Origin of the sequence: Paraburkholderia sp. SEWSISQ10-3 4, assembly GCF_030464785.1 — a bacterium.
GTDB lineage: Bacteria > Pseudomonadota > Gammaproteobacteria > Burkholderiales > Burkholderiaceae > Paraburkholderia > Paraburkholderia aspalathi.
The window spans coordinates 78,075-102,899 of the sequence record NZ_JALPRI010000018.1 but is presented as its reverse complement, the minus strand read 5'-3'; the positions used below and the strand labels follow the sequence as shown (position 1 = coordinate 102,899).

General features: G+C 62.5%; 22 protein-coding genes and 1 pseudogene. 7 read left to right on the top strand and 16 right to left on the bottom strand.

Features of this window, described 5'->3' with window-relative positions:
* Positions 1–12 precede the first annotated feature (12 nt).
* The 3 genes from M0D68_RS27045 to M0D68_RS27035 form a co-directional block, all read right to left on the bottom strand.
* The gene (locus tag M0D68_RS27045) at positions 13–1,143 is read right to left on the bottom strand and encodes an ATP-binding protein (protein WP_266225926.1); all 1,131 of its coding nucleotides are present in this window, start codon (positions 1,141–1,143) and stop codon (positions 13–15) included.
* A gap of 322 nt (positions 1,144–1,465) precedes the next feature.
* Entirely contained in the window at positions 1,466–2,251 is a 786-nt protein-coding gene (locus M0D68_RS27040; RefSeq protein WP_167378386.1) for a carboxylesterase, read from the bottom strand.
* A gap of 180 nt (positions 2,252–2,431) precedes the next feature.
* Complete coding sequence (locus M0D68_RS27035) at positions 2,432–3,136, bottom strand: response regulator (RefSeq protein WP_266225923.1); 705 nt, start codon at positions 3,134–3,136, stop codon at positions 2,432–2,434.
* A 278-nt stretch (positions 3,137–3,414) separates the two neighbouring features.
* Between M0D68_RS27035 and M0D68_RS27030 the strand changes: the two genes are divergently transcribed.
* Both M0D68_RS27030 and M0D68_RS27025 read left to right on the top strand, forming a co-directional pair.
* A complete protein-coding gene (locus tag M0D68_RS27030; RefSeq protein WP_093634759.1) occupies positions 3,415–4,419 on the top strand; it encodes a DUF535 family protein in 1,005 nt (334 codons plus the stop codon).
* Positions 4,420–4,667: 248 nt separating this feature from the next.
* A complete protein-coding gene (locus tag M0D68_RS27025) occupies positions 4,668–5,048 on the top strand; it encodes a DUF2917 domain-containing protein (RefSeq protein WP_093634760.1) in 381 nt (126 codons plus the stop codon).
* A gap of 113 nt (positions 5,049–5,161) precedes the next feature.
* Here the strand turns inward: M0D68_RS27025 and M0D68_RS27020 are convergent, their stop codons facing one another.
* The 9 genes from M0D68_RS27020 to M0D68_RS26980 form a co-directional block, all read right to left on the bottom strand.
* Positions 5,162–5,734, bottom strand: a complete 573-nt coding sequence (locus M0D68_RS27020; RefSeq protein ID WP_266225921.1) for a hypothetical protein — start codon at positions 5,732–5,734, stop codon at positions 5,162–5,164.
* Positions 5,735–6,289: 555 nt separating this feature from the next.
* Positions 6,290–7,492, bottom strand: coding sequence for a 3-oxoadipyl-CoA thiolase (gene pcaF, locus M0D68_RS27015; RefSeq protein ID WP_200655424.1), 1,203 nt, complete (start codon positions 7,490–7,492; stop codon positions 6,290–6,292).
* A gap of 464 nt (positions 7,493–7,956) precedes the next feature.
* Positions 7,957–8,937, bottom strand: coding sequence for a D-erythronate dehydrogenase (gene denD / locus M0D68_RS27010; RefSeq protein WP_266225920.1), 981 nt, complete (start codon positions 8,935–8,937; stop codon positions 7,957–7,959).
* A gap of 41 nt (positions 8,938–8,978) precedes the next feature.
* Positions 8,979–9,767, bottom strand: coding sequence for a 2-oxo-tetronate isomerase (otnI, locus tag M0D68_RS27005; protein WP_200620379.1), 789 nt, complete (start codon positions 9,765–9,767; stop codon positions 8,979–8,981).
* Between the two features lie 92 nt (positions 9,768–9,859).
* Positions 9,860–10,522, bottom strand: coding sequence for an aldolase (locus M0D68_RS27000; RefSeq protein WP_266225919.1), 663 nt, complete (start codon positions 10,520–10,522; stop codon positions 9,860–9,862).
* Positions 10,519–11,829, bottom strand: a complete 1,311-nt coding sequence (gene otnK / locus M0D68_RS26995; RefSeq protein ID WP_093634766.1) for a 3-oxo-tetronate kinase — start codon at positions 11,827–11,829, stop codon at positions 10,519–10,521. The genes M0D68_RS27000 and otnK overlap by 4 nt, the downstream gene beginning before the upstream one ends.
* A gap of 14 nt (positions 11,830–11,843) precedes the next feature.
* On the bottom strand, positions 11,844–12,734 hold the full coding sequence (gene ltnD / locus M0D68_RS26990; protein WP_200623111.1) for an L-threonate dehydrogenase: 891 nt from the start codon (positions 12,732–12,734) through the stop codon (positions 11,844–11,846).
* A 75-nt stretch (positions 12,735–12,809) separates the two neighbouring features.
* Positions 12,810–13,514 (bottom strand): FadR/GntR family transcriptional regulator, encoded by a 705-nt coding sequence (locus M0D68_RS26985; protein ID WP_266225918.1) that lies wholly within the window; start codon positions 13,512–13,514, stop codon positions 12,810–12,812.
* Between the two features lie 153 nt (positions 13,515–13,667).
* The gene (locus tag M0D68_RS26980) at positions 13,668–14,036 is read right to left on the bottom strand and encodes a cupin domain-containing protein (RefSeq protein ID WP_211700425.1); all 369 of its coding nucleotides are present in this window, start codon (positions 14,034–14,036) and stop codon (positions 13,668–13,670) included.
* Positions 14,037–14,264: 228 nt separating this feature from the next.
* Here M0D68_RS26980 and M0D68_RS26975 point away from each other — a divergent pair, with 228 nt between their 5' ends.
* From M0D68_RS26975 to M0D68_RS26960, 4 genes are all read left to right on the top strand, one after another.
* Positions 14,265–15,770: an efflux transporter outer membrane subunit gene (locus tag M0D68_RS26975; protein ID WP_211700424.1), complete on the top strand. Its 1,506-nt coding sequence runs from the start codon at positions 14,265–14,267 to the stop codon at positions 15,768–15,770.
* A gap of 132 nt (positions 15,771–15,902) precedes the next feature.
* Positions 15,903–17,054, top strand: a complete 1,152-nt coding sequence (locus M0D68_RS26970; RefSeq protein WP_200652624.1) for an efflux RND transporter periplasmic adaptor subunit — start codon at positions 15,903–15,905, stop codon at positions 17,052–17,054.
* A gap of 12 nt (positions 17,055–17,066) precedes the next feature.
* A complete protein-coding gene (locus M0D68_RS26965; protein ID WP_093634771.1) occupies positions 17,067–20,120 on the top strand; it encodes an efflux RND transporter permease subunit in 3,054 nt (1,017 codons plus the stop codon).
* A 214-nt stretch (positions 20,121–20,334) separates the two neighbouring features.
* Positions 20,335–21,159 carry an IclR family transcriptional regulator gene (locus M0D68_RS26960; RefSeq protein WP_093634772.1) on the top strand — a complete coding sequence of 275 codons (825 nt, stop codon included), beginning with the start codon at positions 20,335–20,337 and terminating at the stop codon, positions 21,157–21,159.
* A gap of 90 nt (positions 21,160–21,249) precedes the next feature.
* Here the strand turns inward: M0D68_RS26960 and M0D68_RS26955 are convergent, their stop codons facing one another.
* Entirely contained in the window at positions 21,250–22,440 is a 1,191-nt protein-coding gene (locus M0D68_RS26955) for a M20 aminoacylase family protein (protein WP_266225915.1), read from the bottom strand.
* 88 nt (positions 22,441–22,528) lie between these two features.
* On the opposite strand from M0D68_RS26955, the pseudogene M0D68_RS26950 reads away from it, so the two are divergent.
* A pseudogene (locus M0D68_RS26950) lies at positions 22,529–22,633 on the top strand (LysR family transcriptional regulator); the annotation flags it as partial.
* A 6-nt stretch (positions 22,634–22,639) separates the two neighbouring features.
* On the opposite strand, the gene phnN reads toward M0D68_RS26950, so the two are convergent.
* Genes phnN through phnF form a run of 3 tightly spaced genes read right to left on the bottom strand, consistent with a single transcriptional unit; the run spans position 22,640 to position 24,725 of the window.
* Positions 22,640–23,221 (bottom strand): phosphonate metabolism protein/1,5-bisphosphokinase (PRPP-forming) PhnN, encoded by a 582-nt coding sequence (gene phnN / locus M0D68_RS26945; RefSeq protein ID WP_211700421.1) that lies wholly within the window; start codon positions 23,219–23,221, stop codon positions 22,640–22,642.
* A 2-nt stretch (positions 23,222–23,223) separates the two neighbouring features.
* Complete coding sequence (locus M0D68_RS26940) at positions 23,224–23,970, bottom strand: DUF1045 domain-containing protein (RefSeq protein WP_266225914.1); 747 nt, start codon at positions 23,968–23,970, stop codon at positions 23,224–23,226.
* Positions 23,967–24,725: a phosphonate metabolism transcriptional regulator PhnF gene (phnF, locus tag M0D68_RS26935; RefSeq protein WP_093634776.1), complete on the bottom strand. Its 759-nt coding sequence runs from the start codon at positions 24,723–24,725 to the stop codon at positions 23,967–23,969. The genes M0D68_RS26940 and phnF overlap by 4 nt, the downstream gene beginning before the upstream one ends.
* Positions 24,726–24,825 lie beyond the last annotated feature (100 nt).

The following is a 24,825-nucleotide window of genomic DNA, read 5'->3' as shown; positions in this document are numbered from 1 at the left end:
GTGTTTTGTGTTTCACGCCACTGTGCCCACCGGCCAGCTCATTTCGAAGCGTGCTCCGCCTAGCATCAACGGATCGGTCACGGCGATCCGGCCATGGTGGGCGCGCAGCACCTGTTGCGTAATCGCGAGACCCAACCCGTAGCCGCCAGTCTGACGATCGAGCCGCACGAAGGCACTGAAAATGCGTTCGCGCTGTTCAGGCGGCACGCCTGCGCCATCGTCTTCCACGTAGATTTCCACGTTGCCATGCTTGACGCTCAATCCGACCATGATCCGCGAATGGGCGTATTTGCTCGCGTTGCGCAGCAAGTTTCGCATTGCGTAGGACATGAGACGCTTGTCCATCACCACGCGTAGCGATGCGTCGACGTCTGCTTGCGGGACGAGTTGCTTGTCCGCGTACAGCAGCGTGGCGTCGGTGATCTGGCTGTCGAACCATGCCGTGAGCAAGGTGGATTCGAGGTTCGATTGCAGGGAGCTGTATTCGAGGCGCGCGTAGGTCAGGCTCATGTCGATGAGCTCGTCGAGCTCGGTGACGTCCTGGTCGATGCTCGCTAATGCGCTGTTGTACTCGGCCGCGGACGCGGGTTCGCGGAGGTTTTCTAGCGCGAAGCGCACGCGGGCCAAAGGTGTGCGCAGCTCATGAGAGATGCCGTTGGTGAGTTCGCGCTGTGCGGCGATCAGGCGTTCCATGCGTTCGGCAAGGGCGTTTAACGTGCGGGCCAGTGGGCCGATTATGACGCTGTGCGATTCGCGGGCGCGGGTGTTGAAGCGGCCGCCTGTGAAGTCGATTGCGCGTTCGCGGACCATTACCAGGTCTAGCCAGACTGGGCGCATCCAGCGGTAGGCGGTTACTGCTGGTAGCAGTAGGGTTGCCAATGTGATTGGGATTGATGCTTTTGGTGTTGTTAGTGTTTGCCAGATTGATGGTGAGGTTTTTAGTGTCAGGGCTAAGGTTGCTATTGATGCTGCTAGCACCAGTACTGTCAGTGTCAGTAGGCGTGTGTAGACGCGCAGGTATAGCCTCGACCAGCTCGGGATTCTGTCTGCTCGGGTGTCCGTCCATGAGCGGCGGAAACGGTGCCAGCGCCATTTTCCATAGCGGTAGGGGGTTAGTTTTTTTTGCTCCGCTGGGGGTGGCATTTTTTTTCTCTTCGCGTTCTTTAATGCGTTAGTGGTCTATTAGTGTTGCCCCTGTGCGGGGCGGCACTTACTTTCTTTGCCGCCGCAAAGAAAGTAAGCAAAGAAAGCGGCTAGAAGCCCCTGCTAAGCGGGTCCCGCAGCTCGCTCAGGGTAGTGGTGCGACTGGAATCTGTGTTCATGCCCATGCATAAGCTTGTGACAAGGGCGTCATACTTCCGGCGGCGCTGCGCGCGCCGAAGCGTTCTTCTTAAAACCAATCGGCAGTTTAGCTTGGTTTCTTCGGTGCGATGTCGGTGGTTTGCTTTGCCCTTCCGCTCGCCGCTTACGCCCTCTGCACGAACGCCAAGGTTTGCTCCGCTACCCTGTCTCGTTCGTTGTCCAGTGTGATCATGTGGTAGCTGTCGGTCAAGCGTACCAAGGTCACGGCGCGGCTTCCCAAGTGTTCGCACACGAATTCCGCGGAACGGATGCTCGTCACCTCGTCTTCTTCCGAATGCATGACCAGGGTCTCGCATGTCACGCGGCTCAGGGCTCGCTTCACCGCGAAGCGCATCCAGTCAACCTGCTCGATCGCCGCCAACGGCACATACGGATAGTGGACACCACTCCCCTTCTGCAGATGACGGCGGATCAGGTTGCGTATGCGCGCGTTCTTGATGCCGAACGGCTCGCCCTCCGGGACGCGAATCAATCGGCGCAGGCCCGGTACGCAATACATCAGGTACCGCAAGGGACGCAGGCGTGAACCGCCCCAGCCGTCGAGGAATAGCGGCGGCGAAAGCAGAATCAGACGCCCTGTCGTCATGCGCTCCCGCGCACTCAACATCAATGCAAGCAAGGCCCCCATCGAAATACCCGCCACGTCGACTCGCTCGTAACGTTTAGCCAGTTCGCGGTAGGTGCGGCTCAGCAACTGCATGTAGTCGCTCAACGTCACGCGGCTCAATGCGTCGGGGTTCGAACCGTGGCCCGGCAGCGACGGCAAATGCACGTCGCAACCGATCTGCTCGAACTTGCGGTCGAGCGCGCCGAAATCATGGCGTGTGCCACCCAAGCCGTGAATCATCAACACGGCATGGCGGGAAAGTGGGGAAACGCGAGCGGACATCGATAAGCCTGTCATTACACAAGGCTGCGATGCTAATCATCCCCGTCTCGCGTGACTGTCGATTTGATGCCGCGTTTGTGGAGTTTTGTCGGCCGATATTTCGACGTATTACTCAATTGAAACTCAATGCGGACTCCGTCGAACTGCGACCACACTCAAGCGCAACTGCCGTAAGCCTCGTCAATCCCACGCCGATTTGCTGAACTGGTAGCCCTTGCCGCGTATCGTCTTAATGCGCTGCGGAGTGCTAGCGTCGTCATGCAGCTTGCGGCGCAGCTTGGAAATGCCGCCGTCGATCGTGCGGTCGAGGCCGTCGAATTCGATACCGCGCAATTGCCGCATGAGCTCGTCGCGGCTCACCACCTCGCCCGCGCTACTCACCAAGGCCCACAGCAAATCGAATTCGGCCGATGTCAGATCGGGCAGGCTGCCGTCCGGCAGCTTGACCGTGCGGCTGGCCCGGCTGATCTCGAACTTGCCAAAGGTATAGCTCTCCGGGCGGCCGGACTCCGGCGTGCGTGCGCTCACGCGGCGCAACTGCGCCTTGATGCGCGCCAGCAGCACGCGTGGCTCGACAGGCTTGTGCACGTAGTCGTCCGCACCGAATTCGAGGCCCAGCACTTCGTCGAATTGCTCGTCGCGCGCGGTCACCATGATGATCACGCCGTCGAATTGCTCGCGCGCCTCGCGGCAAATCTGGAACCCATCCTTGCCGGGAAGGTTCACGTCGAGAATCACCAGGTCCGGGCGGCGTTTGAGAATCGCCGGCACGGCGTCGTTACCGTGCAGCACGGCCTCGACTTCGTATTCGTGTTTGCGCAGATAACCGGCGACCAGCGCGGACAAGCGGTCATCGTCTTCGACAAGCAGGATCCGGAATGGCATGGGACGAATCGTTCAGGGCTAACTCATTTAATAGCGGCGGGCAACAGTGTGGAGCGCTGCACGGCCAGCAAGCGACGGCGCCGCTCAGCACGCGCATCCGCACGGCGCGGACCCGGCCGGCAACGAACCGGACGAGGCGGCTCGACGCACAGCATAGCGGATGCGCCGCACATCATGCGACATGCGCGACAAAACTCGACAAACACTCAAGCAATTCGACACGGTAGCGCAATCCCCGCCACTAGCATCGCCTCGTTGAAATAGCCAAGGGATCTGCCATGACGACCGTTTCCAACCAGGGGGCTCGCGCCCGCTCGCCGTGGTTCGCGAGAGCCACTGCGTCCTTTGCGGTCATTCAGCAAGCCGCTCATGCACTCTATCCCGGCACCAGCGTGTTTCATCGCTGGCGCCGCCTGCGCTTATGGCTGCGCTCGCTGATGTCGTGGCGTTCGACGCAAGTATGGCTCAAAGGCTGCGCCATTTCACCCTTGCAAGATCTGGTGCGACGTCATCCCACCGCGCTCGAACGCATGCATCGACCGTTCCTTCATACCCGCTTCAGTCCGCGCGAACGCCTCACGGCGAGCCTCGATCATCATGCGCTGACCCAGCAGCGCGTGCCGCAACTTGCCGCGCGCATCGCCGCAGCCGGCTCGGCGCCGATCGCATCGTTTGAGGTAGGCGCCGAACGCTGGCACGTGTCGCTCGAGTCGATCGAACAGTTTCAGAAGGAAGGCGACTGGACTTTGTGCATCCGCGATGCGCGGGACCGGCGCATTGTCTCCTGCACCTTCAGCCTCGCCTATCTCGGCGGCAAAGTGCGGCGGCCGCGTCTTTGCATCGGCTCCGTCCAGGGTCCGGACACGTCGGTCAATGGCCGCGAGCTGTTTCGCGCGCTCACCAAGCGTTGGTACGGACTACGGCCGAAAGTGCTGGTGATTTACCTCGCGCAATGTGTCGCCGCGGCGCTCGATGCAGGCGGCACCTTCATCGTTTCGAAGCAGGCGCACATCTACGCGAACTGGCGCTATTGCCTGAGAAAGCGTCGCGTGGCCGCGGACTACGATCGGCTGTCGATCGAGTGCGGGGCGCTCGCGCGCTGGAATGGCTGGTTCGTTCTCGCACCGCCGGCACGTTATCTGGCTGAACGTCAGGGCGACAATACCGGCAGCGCAATCCGTCGCAAGCGCTACGCATTGCGAAGCGCACTCGCCGCGCAAATCCGCGTCAGCGTCTCAGCAAGCAAAGCGAGCCGGCTCTGCCTGCCTCGCGTTGTCGCTTGAATCCATTGCGATTTTTTTATTGACAAGACGTGCGGCAAAACGGCACACTCATTCGCATGTTGACGCACACCTCCATCGCAGTCGCGATTAAAAACCGAACAATGCATGCCATCATCGGCAGGCGTTTGGGAGCATGTGCGCGTTAGCAGTCTGAATCTGCAAACAGGACCCAAAGGCCCCGCCGGTAACGGAAGGGGCCTTTTGTTTTGTAGGTGCCTCCGCCCGCCGGCTCGATGACGGAGAGCAAGATGGATCAGGCAAGCCCGCAGTGCATGGACGACGACTCAAGTCTGTCTGGATATCAACCGGACGAGCGTCTGCCGAAGGTAGTCGTACATTTTTCCGTAGTGCGAGGCGCGACGCTGACGTGGCGTGTCGATGCCGACAGCACGCTCAGTGTTCAAGGCGCGCGCCTATGGCTCACGCGCGTCAGCTCGCCTTACGATCATTGGCTCGAACCCGGCAACGAGTTCCGGCTGCAACGCGGCGAACGCGTGTGGCTCAGCACGGATAGCGAACGCACCGCGCGCGTGTCGTTGAGTTGCGCGCTGCCCGCCCAACGCGGTTTCATCAGGCGATGGCTGGGGCGGCTCGCATGGTTGGGCCTCGGGCCACCGGCGGCTCGATAGCACGCCCCTCGCGATTCGAACTTCGTACTTTCGTGCCGTAGAAAAGCAAACACCCCTGCAATGAGGGGTGTTTGCTGACGTGGCATTGACTGCGCCACCTGATGTGGTGCCACCTATTGCGGCGTCACCTGCACGGCCGCTGCCGAAACGAATACCGCGTGAATCGTATCGCCGACCTTGACGCCCTTCAGGTCGACGTCCGGTCCGACTTGGAGCGTTTGTGTCTGATACGCGCCGCGCAGCGTAACGAGGCGCTTCTTGTGATCGATCTTCTGCACGGTGGCGAGCACTTCGACCTGACGCGCTGATGCAAATCCACCCGAGGCCGGGGCATACACCTGGGTATCGACGCGCGCACGAATGCCCTTGTCCGGACCGGCGACCTTGTCTGCCTTCACCAGCAACGCATTCTTGTAGAGCACGTCCACCCGATCACCGATCTTCAGTTGATCGAAGCCCGCGACTTCCTGGCTCACCAGCACGACCACCACATTGCCGCCCGGCCCTTTGAGCGTGAGCGTGCGGGTGCCCGGATCGATACCGACGATCTGCGCCTTCACGTGCACCGGTTGCACTGCGCTGACGATTCCCTGCGCGGCACTGGCCATCGCATCTTGCGCCCATGCCGGTTGTGCCGCGGCGAAAGCCGCTACCATCAACGCTGCTCCAATCGTCGCTGCCTTCATTTACTCTCTCCTCGAGAAATTGTTCGATCTGGCGTGACGGCGATCTGAAACCGCAGGATGCCGATTAACGCCACGAATGCATACAGTTTCGGGGTGACAATTACTAAAAGGGTACGGCGCAACGATTGTACATGCCTTACAAGAAGCTACGGCCGTTTATATTGCTGATTTTAAAATCAGCGTGCGGCATGCTGCAAAATGCCACAACGTGCCGTCGTAGCGGCACCTAGCGAGTTGACAGCATTGCTTTAACCTGCCAGATCATCTATATATGGCGACAATACTCGCCATGCATAAAGCATTAAATACGTACTGCATGGCGACCCAATGGTTTCATTATTCTTTTATCGACGACATTCGCCGCAATGCAATAGGAAACCGCATTAACACCGATTAAACATCAATTCAATAGCCTGTGAATTCACGCGCCGCGCAAAATAAAACAGCCCCGTCGCCTGAGCGAAGGGGCTGTTCGTTATGCGGCTACGGGACTGCTATACGCGAAGCGTCGACACGCAAGATGCTGCGGCACTTCCCCGCGCAAACGCCAAACCGTTACACACGTTCGATCGCGATCGCGATGCCTTGACCGACACCGATACACATCGTGCACAGCGCAAAACGGCCTTGCGTGCGGTGCAGTTGATACATCGCGGTGGTCACCAGACGCGCGCCGCTCATGCCGAGCGGGTGGCCGAGCGCGATCGCGCCGCCGTTCGGATTCACGCGCGCGTCGTCGTCGGCCACGCCGAGTGCGCGCAGCACCGCGAGGCCTTGCGACGCGAACGCTTCGTTCAGTTCGATCACGTCGAATTGATCGATGGTCATGTTCAGACGCGCCAGCAACTTCTGCGTGGCCGGCGCCGGGCCGATGCCCATCACGCGCGGCGCGACGCCTGCCGTTGCGATACCGAGCACGCGTGCACGCGGCGTGAGGCCGAAGCGCCTGGCGGTCTCTTCATTCGCGAGCAGCAAAGCCGCCGCGCCGTCGTTCACGCCCGACGCATTGCCCGCCGTGACCGTGCCGTCCGGACGCACCACGCCCTTGAGTTTGGCGAGCGTTTCGAGGCTCGTCTCACGCGGATGCTCGTCTTGCAACACCGTGATCGGATCACCCTTCTTCTGCGCGATGGTCACGCCGACGATTTCCTGCGCGAGCGTGCCGTCGCGTTGTGCGCGTGCTGCTTTCTGCTGACTGCGCAGCGCAAACGCGTCCTGATCGGCACGGCTGATCTTGTAATCGGTGGCGACGTTTTCGCCGGTCTCGGGCATCGAATCGACGCCGTACATCTGCTTCATCAGCGGATTCACGAAACGCCAGCCGATCGTCGTGTCGAAGATATCGGCCTGGCGCGAAAACGCGCTGGTGGCCTTGCCCATCACGAACGGCGCACGGCTCATGCTTTCGACGCCGCCGGCCAGCATCAACGCAGCCTCGCCCGACTTGATCGCGCGTGCGGCAATGCCGACGGCGTCCATGCCCGAGCCGCACAGGCGGTTCACCGTGGAGCCCGGCACGCCTTGCGGCAAACCGGCCAGCAACAACGACATGCGCGCGACGTTGCGGTTGTCTTCACCGGCCTGGTTCGCGCAGCCGTAGATCACGTCGTCAATCGCGTTCCAGTCGACGTCCTTGTTGCGCTCCATCAGCGCTTTGAGCGGCACCGCGCCCAGATCGTCGGCGCGAACCGACGACAGCGAACCCGCATAGCGGCCAATGGGGGTGCGAATCGCGTCGCACAGGAATGCTTCGGTCATGTGATGTCTCCAGTTGATGTGCTGCATGCGCTGCGCCGCTAGCGGATATCGGTTCGTGACGCCGGCCGCTCGCGCGTGACGCGCGCTGGATACCGTGCGGTATCGACCCGGCTGACGCAACGGGAACGGTCACATAGCAGCCGTCGCGACTGATCAGCTTAGCGCAGGATGATGAACGATGGGCTCAGGATCTTAGTCATTTGTTCTATACACGAACACAAGGTCATATATCGAACAACTTAGGCTCGATAATAGGCGTGTGCCCGAAACCATGTCAAGCAAAGCCGGCCTCGAACCAGGGAATATCTGCAGGCCGGTGGCGTCTAGCCGTGACCCGCCAAAAGGTCTGAAGATTGACGCGCTCATGCCGGCAAGCGTGTTCTTACGCCTGCCGGCATGAGGCTTTGGACGGTTCTGCTGTCCGGGATGCCATGATTGAAATGGCAGCTTCAACACGCGCGTTATCAGCGGATCTGAATACCCTCGTCGGCGATATAGCCGCGAATCACATCGGCAAAGCTCTGGTCGCCGGTCAAGCCGAGCCGTTCGGCACGCGAAGGGTCCCACTGCCCCGGCCAGCTGCCGACGATCTTCTCCACCCGCGCATCCGGCTGCCACACGATCCGCTTCGCGGCCTCTTCTCCCGCTACTTCGCGCAGCGCCGCCACCATCTCGTCGACGCTCACCGAAATCCCCGGCAGATTCAGCACACGCTGGTTGCCGAGCGCAGCGGCATCGATTTCGAGTCCGGCGATCAGGCTTTCTATGGCCTTGCGCGGCGACAGCAGCCACAAACGCGTCGTGCCCGCTACCGGGCACACCGCCGCTTCGCCGTTCAGCGGCTCGCGAATGATGCCGCTCGCGAACGACGAGGCCGCCGCATTCGGCTTGCCCGGGCGCACGCTAATCGTGGGCAGGCGCAATACCCGCCCGTCGACGAAACCCCGCCGCGTGTAGTCGTTGAGCAACAACTCTGCGATCGCCTTCTGCGCACCGTACGACGATTGCGGATTCAGCGCGGTGTCGTCCTGCACGACTGCGGGCAGATCGCCGCCGTACACGGCCACAGAACTCGTAAACACCACACGCGGCGCATGCCCACGCTGCCGGCACGTTTCCAGCAGCAGGCGCGACGCGTCCAGATTGATGCGCATGCCGAGATCGAAATCCGCCTCGGCCTGCCCACTCACGATCGCGGCAAGATGGAAGATGGCCGACGTCCTGTCGTCGATCACGCGCTCGAGCACGCTGCGCTCGGCGATATCGCCCACTTCCGTGCGTACACGCGCATCGCCGAAATCGCTTCCGTGCACCACGTCAAGCAGCACCAGTTCGGTAATCGCTTGCGGCTTGCCGTGCTCATCCTTCACTGAACCGCGCGCCAACAGTTCGCGCGCGAGACGCTGGCCGAGAAAACCCGCACCGCCGGTAATCAGTACTTTCATGATGTGCTTTGTCCTTGCTTGATCGGCTGCTCTGTCGCTTGCTAGCGCGCGGCATTCAGATACGGCTTAAGCCAATCGAGCCCAGCCGATGTGCCGGCCCGCGGGCGGTACTCGCAACCGATGTAGCCGTCGTAGCCTAGCGTGTCGATCAGATCGAACAGGTAGGGATAATTCAGTTCGCCGATATTGGGTTCATGACGTTCCGGCACACCGGCGACCTGAATGTGGCCGATACCTGCCATATCGCGTTTGAGCTTGACCGCGAGGTCGCCCTCGACGATCTGGCAGTGATAACAATCGAACTGCACCTTGAGATTCGGTGCACCCACTTCCGCGCAAATCGCCTGCGCATCATCCTGGCGGTTCAGAAAGAAGCCCGGTATATCGCGCGTATTGATCGGCTCGATCACGACAGTAATGCCGTCCCCTTGCGCGGCCTTCGCGGCATAAGCGAGATTCTTCAGATACACCTCGCGATGCTTCGCCCGCGGTTGATCCGCGCCGATCAAACCGGCCATCACATGCAGTTTGCGATTGCCGAGCACGCGCGTGTAATCGAGCGCGGTTTCGATGCTGCGGCGAAATTCGTCTTCGCGCCCGGGCAGCGAAGCAATGCCGCGTTCGCCCGCGGCCCAGTCGCCGGGCGGCGCATTGAAGAGCGCCTGAGTCAGGCCGTTCGCTTCGAGCCGCGCCTTGATTTCCCCGGCACGGAAATCGTAGGGGAACAGAAACTCAATAGCCTTGAAGCCGTCTTTAGCCGCGGCGGCGAAACGGTCGAGGAAGGCGTGCTCGTTGTACATCATGGTCAAATTCGCAGCAAAGCGAGGCATGGCAGCAACTCCTTTAAAACGGTTTCGTTCAGCGTGCGGAAGCAGCCATGAATGCGTGCTCCGCACGCAAAATCTCACGATGGCGCATGCGTCTACCAGCGCGCGCCGAATACGGTTTTCAGTTCTTCGAGCGCGACTTCGTCGAGCGGCAAGGGTCGTGGGTTCGTCATCAGCCACAGGCGGGCGGTCTCTTCGAGCTCCTCAAGCACATACGACGCCTGCGCCACCGAACGCTCCCACACCACCGGGCCGAGGCGCTCGAGCAACACCGCACGAACGGTGCCGGCGAGTGCGGCGATCTGCTCGGCCACTTGCAGGTCGCCGGGGCGCTTGTAACGAATCAGGGGGACGTGACCCACTTTCATCACGTAGTACGGCGTGATCGGCGGCAGAACATCGTCGTCGTGCCATACGCCGGCGAGCGTCAACGCAACCAGATGCGTCGAATGCGTGTGGACGATGCCGCGTGCCTCGCCATTGCGTGCGTAAATGCCCCGATGCAGCGCCAGCGTTTTCGACGGCTTGCCGCCGGACACCGCATTGCCGGCGAAATCGACCTTGGCGATATCGGCGGGATCGAGCCGGCCGAGACAGGCATCGGTCGGCGTGATCAGCCAGCCGTCGTCAAGGCGCGCGCTGATGTTGCCCGCGCTACCCACCGTATAGCCGCGTTGATAGAGACTCGCACCGGTCACGCAGATTTCTTCGCGCACGCGTGCTTCGCTCGTCGTGTGGAGTGCGGGTGTGCCGGTCATTGCACGCCTCCATCGAGGTGACGCAGCGCCTTGTCGAAAAAGTCGGTCGTGCCGAAGTTGCCGGATTTCAATGCGAGCGCGAGCGGGTCGGCGTCCGTCGTTGCAGTGGCGGGCACGCCGGGATCGATCTGCGCGCCGATCCGCAACGTGCGCACGTCGAGCGCCTGCACTACGGCGCCCGAGGTTTCACCGCCCGCCACCACGAACTTGCGCACGCCGCGTTCGTGCAAACCGCGTGCGATCGACGCCAGCGTGGATTCAACCAGGTGTCCCGCTTCGTTGACGCCGAGCTCGCGTTGCACCGCTTTGACTTCGTCGGGCGTGGCGGTCGCGTAGATCAATACGGGCTCGGCTTTGTCCAGGTACGGCTGCGCAAAGGCCAGCGCCTGCTCGATCACCGGTTCGCCGCGTGCCGCCGCCAGCGGATCGATGCGGAACGCGGGCCGTGTTTCGCGCCAGACCGCCACTTGCGCGTTAGTCGCTTTCGAAGCACTGCCGGCCAGCACCGCCGACAATCCTTCGACACGCGGCAATTGCGCGGCATCATTGCCTTCCGCAAGCAAACCAGCGCGACGGAAATTGGCGGGCAAACCTAGCGCCACGCCGGAGCCACCGGTGATCAACGTGAGGTCGGCACATGCCTCGCCGAGCACATAAAGATCCGCGTCTGATACTGCGTCGGCAATCGCTATTCGCACGCCATCGCCGCGTAGTGCATCGAGGGAATCGCGTACGGACGACACGCCTTTTGCCACCGTGTCATAACGCACGAGGCCGACTTTCGATCCAGTCTGTCGCTGCAGCACACGCACGAGGTTCGCATCGCGCATCGGCGTCAGCGGATGGTTTTCCATACCCGATTCGTTCAGCAAGGTGTCGCCGACGAACAGATAGCCGCGATAGATCGTGCGGCCGTTCTCGGGAAATGCCGGGCAGGCAATCGTGAAAGCCGTTGCGCCAACCTCTGCGGACAACGCGTCGAGCAAGGCATCCGTGACCGGACCGATGTTGCCGGCGTCGGTCGAATCGAACGTCGAACAATATTTGAAAAAGAACTGGCGGCATCCTTGTGCGCGCAACCAGTCGAGCGCGGCGAGCGATTGCGCGACCGCGTCGGCGGCGGGAATCGTGCGCGATTTCAGCGCGACGACCAGCGCGTCGGCTTGGACGGCATCGTTCGACGCGGGCACGCCGATGGTCTGCACCGTGCGCATGCCGCCGCGCACCAGCATGTTGGCGAGATCGGTGGCGCCGGTGAAATCGTCGGCGATACAGCCGAGCAGCGCGCGTCTGGACGGAGTGGTCATGGCAGGCTCCGCGCTTACTTCGCCGCCGGCAAGTCAATGCCGGGGAAGATCTTGATCACAGCCGAATCGTCCTCGCCACCATGCCCTGCAGTCGACGCCATCATAAACATCTGATGCGCCGCCGCCGATAGGGGCAGCGGGAATTTCGAGCGGCGCGCGGTATCGAGCACGAGACCAAGATCCTTCACGAAGATATCGACCGCCGAGAGCGGCGTGTAATCGCCGCTCAGAATATGCGGCACGCGGTTCTCGAACATCCACGAATTGCCAGCGCTGTGCGTGATCACCTCGTACAGCGCATCAGGATCGACGCCTTCGCGCAAGCCGAGCGCCATCGCCTCGGCGGCCACGGCGATATGCACGCCGGCCAGCAACTGATTGATGATCTTCACCTTCGACCCCGCGCCGTGCGCCGAGCCCAGCCGATAAACCTTGCCCGCCATCGCGGCCAGCACGTCCTCGCACGCGGTATAAGCGGTGTCCGGGCCGGACGTCATCATCGTCATTTCGCCGGACGCGGCGCGCGCCGCGCCACCGGAGACCGGCGCGTCGAGCATTTGCAAACCGGCCGCTTCGATGCGCTTGCCGAGTTCGATCGCGAAGTCCGGAGCGACGGTTGCGCTTGCAATCACCACGCTGCCGGGTTTCATCGCGGCGACCGCGCCTTGCGCGCCGAATAGCACCGCTTCGGTTTGGGCCGCATTCACGACCAGCGTGACGACTACCTCGCATTGCGCGCCGAGCTCGGCAGGCGACGCACAGCCGACGCCGCCCGCCGCCACGAACGCTTGCAGGATCTCGCTGCGCAGATCGCATGCGTGGACCTGAAAACCCGCGCTCAGCAGTGAGCGCGCGACGCCCATGCCCATCGCCCCGAGACCGATAACGCCGACATTTCTGGACATGCCTGACCTCTACTTTGGTTAGCCGCGAGCGCAGCGATAAAACCCAACCCGGCACCCGCGCCGGCTTGGTTCAGCTCAACAAATGCCCGCGTCGGCGAGCCGCCGGGCCGCATTGTTCATATGCGTACTCGCCGCATTGCGCGCCGCCATCGAATCGCCGGCCCGGATCGCCGCGACGATGGCCGCATGCTCTTCGCGCACCTGGCGTGAGAAGTCATCGCGCAGCGCTTCGTTGCGACGGGTGACCAAGGTGCCGGCCTCGAGGTACTGATTCAGGAAGGTGAGTGTCTTGAGGAAATACGGATTGCCGGTGGCCGCGGCGATTACGCGATGGAAAGCGACATCTTCGGCGACGCCGTTCTCGCCTTCGGCCACCACTTCGTCGATCTTCGCGAGGGCGGCGTCGATCGACATCATGTCCGCGTCGCTGCGGCGCATGGCGGCTTCCGAGGCGACTTCCGCCTCGATCGCCCGCCGCAGCGCGAGGATCTGCAGCACCGAGCCGGTTTCGACCGCTTCCGCATAGTCGATGCGCAGCGGCCGGATCGCGCCGTGCGCGGCGATAAACACGCCGCTGCCCTGGCGCGGCTCGACCACGCCCTCGTTTTTCAACCGCGAAATCGCCTCGCGGATCACCGTGCGGCTTACGCCGAACTGCTGCGCCAGCACCGCCTCGGTCGGCAGCTTGCCGACGCGCGCGAAGGTGCCTTTGTCGATCTGCTTGAGCAACTGCTGCGCGACGGTATCGCTCAGCGCGCGGGCAGGAATCTTGTCGAACATGGGGGCCCCGAAGAATCAGGTTGTCGGGTCATCATACAAATTTGAGGCTCGGGCGGCATCGATGCAAACCCTGAGTTTTCTGGGCACGGTCGCGCGACGCCTATGGCGCGCACGTCGTAACGGCCGATCGGACATCAGTCGGCGGTGGTGTTCCTATTCCTTCACTGGCGGCTGCACAGAATCAAATACCTGCCCATGGTCATAGATAAACAGAAACACGCACCCCGTTTCGCTCCTGAAGCCGTGATCGATGGTTCCCGCGCTGGCAATGCCGACCCATCCTGCCGACAGGACCTCGCCGTTCTGAACAGCCTCACCCTCGAGCATGTAAATGAATTCCGGCCCAGTATGGAAATGGTCCGGAAAGGTCACGCCCGGAGCGAATTTCACTAACTGAATTGCGCGGCCGTCCGCGGTGCCGAGGTTTTTGACTTCAACGCCAGGGGCGACGGCCGATCGCTGCCACGGGACCGCTTCGCTGTCGCGGCGGCTAAAGAAGGGAAATGCGGCGATCTCTTTCATCTGGATGTCCCGGCGACGTTAATCCCCAAGCCCGAAAGTCCGTAAAGCGCCCTGACTACGTGATCTCGTGCGCAAGCGCAGCGATCGGCCATGCTAGGCTACGCGTAGAAATGTCCCGCGTGGTATAAATTGCGGCGTCGGGAAAAGAAACATCGAAAGTTCAAGTTGCCTGAATATCCGCGTCCGCTCCGTCGTTTAGGTTAAACGCAGGCGATATAAGGTGGATCGATGATCGACGTTATCCAGCATATTGTCCGGCAGCGGCGCCTGTGCGTCGCCCTATGCGGCTGCGCCGCAGTCGCCGGCTGCATGGTCGGTCCCGACTACCGTACTCCCCCCGCACCCGCTACCGACACCTACACCGCCTCGCCACTGCCCGACCAGACGGCCTCTTCTCCAGGAGCCGCCGGCTTGCCGCAGCGCTTTGTGCCGGGACAGGACATTCCCGCCGCCTGGTGGGCTCTCTTTCATTGCGAGCCGCTCGACGCGCTGATCCGTCAGGCCCTTGTCAACAGTCCAAACATCACCGCGGCGCAGGCCGCCTTGCGGCAGGCACGCGAAAACTTCTCGGCGCAAGCCGGCGGCACCCTTCTGCCTAGCGTCGACGCGCAGCTTGGCGCCACGCGCGAAAAACTGAACGGCATCGCATTCGGCCAACCCGGCGTGGTCGATGAGTTCAATCTGTACAACGCATCGGTGAACGTGTCGTACAAACTCGACGTGTTCGGCGGCTCGCGGCGTGAGCTCGAAGCGCTGCACGCACAAATCGATTACCAGCGTTTCCAGTTGCAAGCCGCCTATCTTGCGATGTCCGCCAACATCGTGACCGCGGCCGTCAAGGAAGCGTCGCTGCGCGCGCAGATCGAGGCAACCGAGCGGATCGCCGCGGAAGAAGACGAGCAACTCGGCGTACTCGGCAAGCAGTTCGAACTGGGCGGCGTGGGCCGCACGGCGGTGCTCGCGCAGCAAACCCTCCTCGCGCAAACTCGCGCCACGCTGCCGCCGCTGCAACAACAGCTCGACCAGACCCGTCACCAGCTCGCCGTGCTGGCCGGCAAATTGCCCAGCGACGCTACATTGCCAGAATTCAGACTCGAGATGTTTTCGTTGCCCGAAGCGCTGCCTGTAAGCCTGCCGTCGGCACTGGTGCAGCAGCGGCCCGACATCCTCGCTGCCGACGCCGTGCTGCATCAGGCCAGCGCGCAAGTCGGCGTGGCGACCGCGGCGATGTATCCGCAGATCACGCTGTCCGCGAGCTACGGCGCCGAGGCCCTGACGCCGGCCCAGGTGTTCAAGGCCGGCAGCACGATCTGGAGCCTGGGCGCCGGTCTGCTGCAACCGGTCTTCCACGGCGGACAACTGAGCGCGCAGAAGCGCGCGGCCGAGGCGGCATACGAACAGGCCGATGCGCAATATCGTGAAACGGTGCTGCTGGCGTTCCAGAACGTCGCGGACTCGCTGCGCGCGCTCGATCACGACGCGACCGGCCTGAAAGCGCAGACGGACGCCTGGCGCTCCGCCAGCGATTCGCTCGAACTGACGCGCGGGCAGTATCGCGTCGGCGGCGTGAGCTACCTGGCGCTCCTCGATGCCCAACGCCAGTATCAGCAAACGGTGGTGAGCCTCGCGCAGGCCCAGGCCTCCCGCTACGCCGACACCGCGGCCCTCTTCCAGGCGCTCGGTGGCGGCTGGTGGAACGCTGCCGCGCCGACCGCCGCTGCGACGACGCAATGACCGTCGCAATAACTGACGCATTGACATAGCCAGACAGAACGCTCGCCGTACCGCTCTTTGCAACACGCGCTGTTAGACACGAAGGCATGCAAGGTCCGGCGCTTCGCCCAATGCCGTGCAAAGGACATCACGATGACCGAAAGAAAACCGATGACGAAGCGGATGGTGATCATGCTGATCTGTGTCGGCCTGCTGCTGGCCGCACTCGTCGGCTTCAACCAGTTCCGCTCGTATATGTTCGCCAAGTTCATGGCGGGCAACGCGGCGCCGCCCGCCACCGTTTCGGCGGTCGTCGCCGGTTATCAGTCGTGGCAACCGCAGCTGGCGGCGGTCGGCAGCCTGCGCGCCGTGCGCGGCGTCGACGTTACGACCGAAGTCGCGGGCCTCGTGCGCGAGGTGGCGTTCAGCTCGGGGCAGGAAGCGAAGGCCGGGCAAGTCCTCGTCAGACTCAATGCCGACAGCGACGTGGCGCTGCTCCAGTCGCTCCAGGCTGCAGCAGAACTTGCACAGACGGTCTACACGCGCGACAAGGCGCAGTACGACATCAAGGCCATCGCCAAGGCGCAGCTCGACGCGGACGCCGCCGACCTGAAGGGCAAGAAGGCGCAAGTCGCGCAACAGGCCGCGCTCGTCGACAAGAAGACCATCCGCGCACCGTTTGCGGGGCGTCTCGGCATCACCACGATCAATCCGGGCCAATACATCAATCCGGGCGATGCGATCGTCACGCTGCAAGCGATCGATCCGATCTACGCCGATTTCTACCTGCCGCAACAGCAGCTCGGCCAGCTCGCGATCGGCCAGACCATCGTGGTCGACACCAACGCGTTTAGCGGTCAAACATTCGTGGGCAAGATCCAGTCGCTCAGCCCGAAAGTCGACAGCACCACGCGCAACGTGCAGATCGAAGCGAGCGTGGACAATCACGAGCGCAAGCTGCTGCCGGGCATGTATGCGAACGTGAAAATCGACGCGGGCGCCGGACAGCGCTACCTGACGCTGCCGCAAACCGCGATCACCTACAACCCCTATGGCGCGACCGTGTTCGTCGTCAAGCCGGGCACACAAGCCAATGCGCAAGGCAAGAAGCTGCCCGTCGCGCAGCAGGTGTTCGTCACGCCAGGGCCGACGCGCGGCGATCAGGTCGCGATCCTCAAAGGTGTCGCCGCCGGCACGCAGGTCGTGACGAGTGGGCAACTCAAGCTCAAGAACGGCACGCCGCTCGTCATCAACAACAGCGTGCAGCCCTCGGACAGTCCGAACCCGACGCCGCAGGAACAATAGAGAGACCGCGCGATGACATTCACCGATCTCTTTATCCGGCGGCCCGTGCTTGCATCGGTCGTCAGCCTGCTGATTCTCGTGCTCGGACTGCGCTCGCTGGCGACCCTGAAAGTCAGCCAGTATCCGCAAACCGAAAACGCCGTTGTGACGATCAGCACGGCTTACTACGGGGCGAACGCCGACACCATCGCCGGTTTCATCACGCAGCCGCTCGAGGCGGCAATCGCTCAGGCGCAAGGCATCGACTACATGTCGTCGACGAGCAGCACCGGCGTGTCGACCATTACCGCCACACTGCGCCTGAACTATGACGCGAACCGCGCGCTGACCGAGATCAACACGCAGATCGGCTCGGTGCGCAACCAGTTGCCGCCGCAGGCGCAGCAGCCGGTGCTGACGGTACAGACCGGGCAGACCACTGACGCGATGTACATGGGCTTCTACAGCGACGTGCTGCCGAGCAACAACGTCACGGATTATCTGCTGCGCGTCATCAAGCCCAAGCTCGATTCGATTGAAGGCGTGCAGACGGCGGAAATTCTCGGCGGACGGCAGTTCGCGTTACGCGCGTGGCTCGATTCGACGCGGCTCGCCGCGCACGGCGTGACGGCGAGCGACGTCTTCACGGCGCTCGGCAACAACAATTACCTCGCGACGCTCGGCACGACTAAGGGACAAATGGTCAGCGTCGACCTGAACGCGGGCACGGACCTGCATACCGTCGACGACTTCAAGCAACTCGTCATCAAGCAGAAGAACGGCGCGATCGTGCGCCTCGAAGACGTCGCGAACGTCGTGCTCGGCGCCGACAGCTACGACTTCAACGTCGCGTTCAGCGGCAAGCGTTCGGTGTTCATCGGCATCAAGGTGGCGCCGGACGCCAATATCCTCGATGTCGCCAAACGCGTGAAGGCCGTATTTCCCGGGCTGCAGAAGCAGTTTCCGACCGGCATGACCGGCGAGATCGTTTATGACGCGACCGACTTCGTCAACACGGCCATCGTCGAGGTGATCAAGACGCTGGTCGAGGCGCTGCTGATCGTCACCGCGGTGATTTTCCTGTTCCTCGGCAGCTTCCGCGCGGTCATCGTGCCGCTGATCGCGATGCCTCTGTCGCTCATCGGCACGTTCTTCGTGATGCAGTTGCTCGGCTATTCGATCAATCTGCTGACACTGCTCGCGCTCGTGCTCGCGATCGGGCTCGTCGTGGACGACGCGATCATCGTCGTCGAAAACGTCGATCGCCATATGAAGGAGGAAGGCAAGGCGCCTTTCGATGCCGCGCTGATCGCCGCGCGCGAACTCGGCGGACCAATTCTCGCGATGACTGTCGTGCTGATCGCCGTGTATGTGCCGATCGGTTTTCAGGGCGGCCTGACGGGCGCCCTCTTCACCGAATTCGCCTTCTCGCTCGCCGGCGCGGTGACGGTCTCCGGGGTGATCGCGCTGACGTTGTCGCCGATGATGTGCTCGCGCTTCTTCCGTGCGGACCAGGAGTCCGGGCGCTTCGCGCGTTTCGTCGACCGCCAGTTCGAACGTGTCCATCGTGGCTATGGCCGCCTGTTGCACTCGACGCTCGACACGTGGCCCGTGTTCACCATCATGGGCGCGCTGCTGCTCTGCGGCACGGTCTACCTGTTCATGACCTCGAAGGCGGAGCTTGCGCCGCAGGAGGATCAGGGGATCGTCCTGTCGCAGATCCAGGGGCCGCCGAACGCAACCATCCAGCAGATGCAGATGTACGCGGACCAGGTGTTCGATATCTCCAAGGCGCTGCCTGAATACGCGCAGATGTTCCAGCTCACGGGTGCGCCGACACTCAACCAGGGGATCGGTGGTGTGCTGTTCAAGACATGGGACCAGCGCAGCAAGGGCGCGACCGCCTTGCAGCAGGAACTGCAGCAGAAATGGAATCAGATTTCAGGTGCGCGCGTCGCGGCGTTCCAGTTTCCTCCGCTGCCGGGCTCGCAGGGCTTGCCGGTGCAGTTCGTCATCAGCACGACCGAGCCGTTCGAGAACCTCAACGAAGTTTCGCAGGCAGTCCTGCAAAAAGCCCGCGAGAGCGGGATGTTTTTCTTCGTCGACAGCGATCTCAAGCTCGACAAGCCGGAAGCCACGCTCGTGGTCGATCGCGACAAGGTCGCCTCCCTCGGGCTCTCGCAGAGCGACGTCGGGCAAGCGCTCGGGTCGGCGCTCGGGGGCGGCTATGTCAACTACTTCTCGATCGCCGGGCGCTCGTACAAGGTGATTCCGCAGGTCCTGCAGACCGATCGTCTGAATCCTTCTCAGGTGCTCGACTACTACCTGCGCACGCCGGACGGCAGCGTCATGCCGGCTTCGACGATTGCGCACCTCGAACACAACGTGGTGCCGGAATCGATCAACCACTTCCAGCAACTCAACTCGGCGACGATCTCGGGCGTGATCGTGCCGGGCGTGTCGCAGGGCGAGGTGCTCGATTTTCTGCGCAAGGCGACCACCCAGGTCGCACCGGCAGGCTATGCGGCAGATTATTCGGGCCAGTCGCGGCAGTTCGTACAGGAATCGGGCGGCTTCGTCATCACGCTGCTGCTCGCCACGATCATCGTGTTCCTTGCGCTTGCGGCGCAGTTCGAAAGTTTCCGTGACCCGATCGTGATTCTGGTTTCGGTGCCGATGGCGCTGTTCGGTGCGCTCATCTTCATCAACATCGGCTTGACGACGCTGAACATCTACACGCAGGTCGGGCTCGTCACGCTGATGGGGCTCGTCAGTAAACACGGCATCCTGATCGTCCAGTTCGCCAACGAGCTGCAACACGCCGGCAAGTCGAAGCGCGAAGCCCTGGAGGAAGCGGCGGCCGTGCGGCTGCGCCCGATTCTGATGACCACCGCGGCGATGGTGCTCGGCGTCGTGCCGCTCGTGTTTGCCTCGGGCGCAGGCGCTGCGGGCCGTAACGCGATGGGGCTCGTGATCTTCACGGGGCTATCGATCGGCACCCTTTTTACTTTGTTCGTCGTGCCTGCAATGTATATGTTCCTCGCTGCCGATCATCATCGGGACGCTGCCGCGCAGGAGGCAGGCTAACGTTTAGTCCGCCTCCCGAGTCAACGAATTATTTATAATCAACGACTTAGCCACTAGGTGCAAAGCAGATTTCACTCGTATCGACCTAGGCGCAAAAGCGGGCAATGTTGGCGAAACAAAAGGCTTACGCTATCGTCACGCCTTTGCACCGCATCGCGCCGGCTGAAACGCGCGAACGCTACGCGCCCTTCTTCGAACGCATCTTTCAAGGTCCATGAGCAAAGCCCTGCCACCGCCTTCTGCCGTTCCTGCCAGCGCCGAACCGGCCGCGGACAAACCGGGCGACTCGTATGTGCAGTCGTTCGCGCGAGGCCTCTCGGTGATTCGCGCGTTCAATGCCGCCCGCCCCGAACAGACGCTCACTGACGTCGCCGCGGCCACCGGCCTGACACGCGCCGGCGCACGCCGCATTCTGCTGACCCTGCAGACGCTCGGCTACGTGGAGGCCGACGGCCGCCTGTTCCGCCTCACGCCGAAGATTCTCGATCTGGGCTTCGCGTATCTGACTTCGATGCCGTTCTGGAATCTCGCCGAACCGGTGATGGAAAATCTGTCGTCGCAGGTTCACGAGAGTTGCTCGGCGGCCGTGCTCGACCGAACCGAGATCGTCTACGTGCTGCGCGTGCCGACGCACAAGATTATGACCATCAACCTGTCGATCGGCAGCCGCTTGCCGGCGTATTGCACGTCGATGGGCCGCGTGCTGCTGTCCGCGCTCGACGACGAAGCGCTCGAAGCGACCCTGAGTTCGACGCCGCTCTATGCGCATACGCCGCGCACGGTGACCGACAAGGAGGAGCTGAAAAAGCTGATCGCGCAGGTGCGCCGCCAGGGGTGGGCGATCGTCGACCAGGAACTGGAAGGCGGGTTGATTTCGCTGTCCGCGCCGATTCGCAACCGCCAGGGGCGCGTGATCGCGGCGATGAACATCAGCGGCAATGCTCAGCGCAATTCGGCCAAGCAGATGGTGAAGGCGTTTCTGGAGCCGCTGCAGCAGGCTGCGCAGACGGTCTCGGAGATGGTGGCGCGGCGCGGTTGATTGCGCGCCGGTGGCTTCGATCAGGGCGCGCGCTTCTCGCACGCGCGCCCATTGCGCCTGACGCGGCGCCTCATTAGCAATCCGGGCGCTTCATTGCCCCAGGTACCGCTCCACCAGCCGCGTCCAGAAGGCCGCGCCGACCGGCAGATTGCGGTCGTTGAAATCGTAATGGGGGTTGTGCACCATGCAGCCGTCTTCGCCCGCCCCATTGCCGATCCGCAGGAACGTGCCGGGTCGTTTCTGCAGCATGAAAGCGAAATCTTCGCTGCCCATCAATATGTCGGTCTGCTCGACCACTTTGTCGTTGCCAACCAACTCACGCGCCACCTGCACCGCGAAGTCCGTTTCGGCATCCGAATTGATCACCACCGGATAGCCTTCGATATATTCCACCACCGCTTTGCCGCCATAGCTCGCGGCCTGGCTTTCGGCGAGTTCGGTAATGCGTTTCTTCAGCAGCGTGCGCACTTCGGGGCTGAACGAGCGCACGCTCAATTCCAGCTTCGCGCTGCTCGAAATCACGTTGTTCGCGGTGCCCGCATGCATCGAGCCGACCGTCACCACTGCCGGCTGCGACGGGTCCACGTTACGCGCCACGATCGTCTGCAACGCCATCACGATACTCGCCGCCACGACCACCGGATCGACCGTCAGATGCGGACGCGCCGCATGGCCGCCGACGCCTTCGATCGTGATGATCGCCTTGTCGCCCGCCGACATGAACGGCCCCTTGCGGAACAACATCACGCCCGGTTCGGCACCCGGATGATTGTGCAAACCGAACACGGCGTCGCACGGAAAGCGCTCGAACAGGCCGTCGTTGATCATCTTCATCGCGCCGCTGTCGATGCCGCTTTCTTCGGCCGGCTGGAAGTACAGATGCACGGTGCCCGAGAAATTGCGCGTGGCGGCAAGATGTTGCGCTGCGCCAAGCAGCATCGTCGTGTGGCCGTCGTGACCGCAGGCGTGCATCTTGCCGTGCGTGCCGCTCGCATACGGCAGACCGGTTTGTTCGATGATCGGCAGCGCGTCCATGTCGGCGCGAATGCCGATGCTGCGCGTGCCGTTGCCCACCTTCAGCGTGCCCACCACGCCGGTTTGACCGACTCCGCGCGTAACCTGCCAACCCCATTGTTCGAGCTTCTCCGCCACCAGCGCGCCGGTTTGCACTTCCTCGTAGGCCAATTCCGGATGGTGATGGATGTGATGGCGGATCTCGCGCAGGCTCTCGGTTGCAGGCGCCAGGTCGGACACTTCGGTAAATCGCGCGGCTTCGCTCATCTATCGCTCCATGGAATTCACGCCGCATGACGCGGCAAACAGACGAGCACTATAGCCACGCCATCTTTTTCGAACAAGATACTGTTTCTTGAGCATCATCTCGCGGCGCGATTTGCTGCCCACGCCGGCGGTGCTGCAGTTGGTATCGTGTTTGCAGGAAGCGACCCGGAAGCGCATGGCGGCGGCCGGGTAGTCGAGCCTAGCGAACGTGGGGAGCATGGGAAACGCGGGGAATATCCGCTTCCGCCTGCAAAAAAGCGATCAGCGCGTGCCCCGCGTCTTCCAGTGCTCCGGAGTTATCGATCGTTGTGCATCGAAGCCCTTCCGGCAATGAAAACGGTGCCCGTCGCGCAAGCCTGGCCGCAACCTGTTCCGCCGACTCACGCGCCCGCGCGCCGAGCCGTGCTTCGAGGATATGCGGCGCGGCGTCCACATGCACGACTTCCATGCGCGGATAACGCGCCAACGTATGCTGCAAATGCTGGCGCGACCCGTTGACGACGACCGTGCACCCGCGTGCAAGCCATGCATCGATCTCGATACCGATGCCATACCGCAGTGAATGGCTCGACCATTCGAGCGCGAACAGACCGAGCACTGAACGCGCCGCGAATTCCTCGACGCTCAACGCAACATGCTCTTCACCGTTGCCGCTCGGCCGCGTGATGTAGCGATGCGCAAACAGAATCGGCTCGCCCATCAGGCGGCTGCGCGCAAAACTCAGCAATGAATCCTTGCCCGCGCCGGACGGCCCCATTACATAAATCAAACGACCTGCCATTGTTATTTCACCTCGCGGGTCTGAAACGGCACGCGCTGCCACAAGACGAGCGGCTCACCAGGCGCGGGTTCGACAAAGAGCGCCGCGTGATCGACCGCGAGCGGCCCGAGCGCGGGCGTTTGCGCCTGCCACCATGCAACCAGCGTTGCGCGCTCATCGGCATCGGCGAGAGAACTGGATAGCGTCATGTGAAAACGGAATTCGTCGAAGACGTACGGATAACCCCATTCGATCAGCAGCGCACGTTGCCGCTCACTCAACGGCGCGGCGAGACGGCGCGCGAGATCGGCCGCGGAGGGTCTGGCGCGCAGTGCATCGAGCGAGCGCAATGCACTTGCGGCAACAGCACCAATGTTTGCTTCGCCGTTCTGATCCGCGGGACGCAGCGCGACGAAATCGCCCAGCGTTGCGGCTTCGACCGGCAATGCGAATGGGTTTTGCGTATGCGCCCATTGACGCGTCGCTTCCAGCACATGCTGTTGAGTCACGCCGTCAGCGAGACGAAACGGCGCGACCAGCGTGCCGTGCCAGCCATAGCGACGTGGTGCTTCGGTTAGCTCCGCCAGCGCACGCGCCAGGCCTTCCGGTTGCGGCGATACACAGCGCTCGGCGCTTTCCGCGTCACGCCCCAGCCACGCCGAACCGGCGCTCCACCATACCGACTCGCGCGAAGGCGCGTAATAGACCGCGAACCGTGCGCCGGCACTCCATTCGACCTGATCGCCGGTGTTCCCCACCACCGCGCTCATACTTCATGCTCCACCAGCAACTGCACACGGTCCGCCGCAAAATGCGTGAAGCCGTATTTAATCGGCGTGCCTTCCAGATCGACGTCGACGTTTTCGACCCACAACACCGGCTGCTGCCGGTTGATATTCAAACGCCGCGCCACTTCCGGCTCAGGCAACACGCTGCCGATACGGCTCCACTTGCGCAGGTAATCGGTTACGCCCAATTCGGCCATGGCCTTGGTCACGCCGCCGGTACGCTCCAGCACCTCCGGCAAGTCTGGGAAACGCCCAGCCGGGTACCAGTTACGCGCGAACGTGAGCGGCACGCCATCCGATTCGTGCAAGGTCTCGATCCGGTAGACCGCGGCGCCCGCCCGCAAGCTGAGCGCCTTCGCCACATTCGGCTCGGCCTTCACGCGTGCGGACGACAACATCGTGCCCGCCGCCGCATGGTGCTGCTGCCGCAAGTTTTCTGTAAACCGCGTGCGCCGGCCAATCGAATAGTCGATCGCGCCGGGCTGCACGAAGGTGCCACGCCCCTGCTCGACACTGACGAGGCCCAATGCGGCAAGACCGAGCATGGCGCGGCGCACGGTATGCCGGTTCACGTCGAAGCGTTTGGCCAGTTCGCCCTCGCTCGGCAAACGGCCGTCTTCGCCAAAGCCGCTCGCTGCAATTTCCGCTGCCAGAATCTGTTCGATCTGCCGCCAGACGGCAACGCCCGCGCCGCGTTCGAGCAGCGTGCCCGGCGTCGCGTTGTCGTTCGATGTCATGGTGCTGTCATTCCCTTGGGTTCAAATATTCGCTATGCCATGCATTGTAGTGCGCAAGCCGTGATGGAAATGTGAAACGGCGGCCATGCACGACAACGCT